General features: G+C 34.1%; 1 protein-coding gene. It reads left to right on the forward strand.

Features of this window, described 5'->3' with window-relative positions; translation table 11 throughout:
* Window positions 1-399: 399 nt before the first annotated feature.
* Entirely contained in the window at window positions 400-585 is a 186-nt protein-coding gene (locus AC1DOS_RS20355) for a hypothetical protein (protein ID WP_477538940.1), read from the forward strand.
* The last annotated feature ends 332 nt before the right edge of the window (window positions 586-917 follow it).

Genomic DNA, 917 nt, shown 5'->3' on the forward strand with positions numbered 1-917 from the left:
AGATCGTCAGAGACGGTCTTTTTTTATTTGCCTGAAGCCCAAGACAGATTGGATATTTATTCATTAGAGGGGAAAAGCGAATCAACCAAAAGCCCGTCAACTCAACGATGTATATTCGATGAATAAAAGACGGATCGGCGAAAAGAGGAAGAAGTGAGCGTGTGTGGGGTAACTTCCTAGTCGTGGTGTTATGTCAACCTGTTGTGTATGGCCTATACAATACGAGTCAGTGATTGTATCGAGGTTTTACGGACAGATTATCTAATTTCTTGTTCACTAAAGAGGCTGGTTGGTTGAACAGTGTTTCATTCATAACACGAATTAGGTTAATATTGTATTATTAGACTAATCATTGGAAGCATATTTATTAATGTCAATGAGAGAAGGAGTTGCTTTAGAGTGAAGTTAAAACTATGGGGTTTTCCTATTATTCTTATTTTGGGCTCATTACCAATGATTGTAGTCGGAATAATGCTAGATCAGCATCTAGCTGTAGCTTTCTTATTCGTTTTATTAATGTCCATTACAGGATTATATTATTTTCAAAACTCAAATAAGAAAATAAGAACGGAAGAAGATATATGACAGTAACCTATGTAAGCGTTCAGTTCTCTTATTCAACTAACGGGTGCTTGAGTTGAAGATCAAGGAATACTTATGCAGTTCTATTTCTTTATTGATCTAACAGGGCAGGTTAGTTCAATAAAAATGTAAAGGGGGTTCTTAAAAATTACTATAATTAAAAATAAACACTTTAATGGAATTTTGTGGACTTTAGTCATCGTATTACTTGGAGTCTCTTTTTTAACGATTGTATCTAGTTATTTCAATACAGAAGAGATAAATTTTGCAAGTTCACAATGCTATCAAAACGGAGGAGAAGTCATATTAGAAATTCACAATAATCTCACAAGTGA

This window comes from Paenisporosarcina sp. P5_A11, from assembly GCF_056400705.1.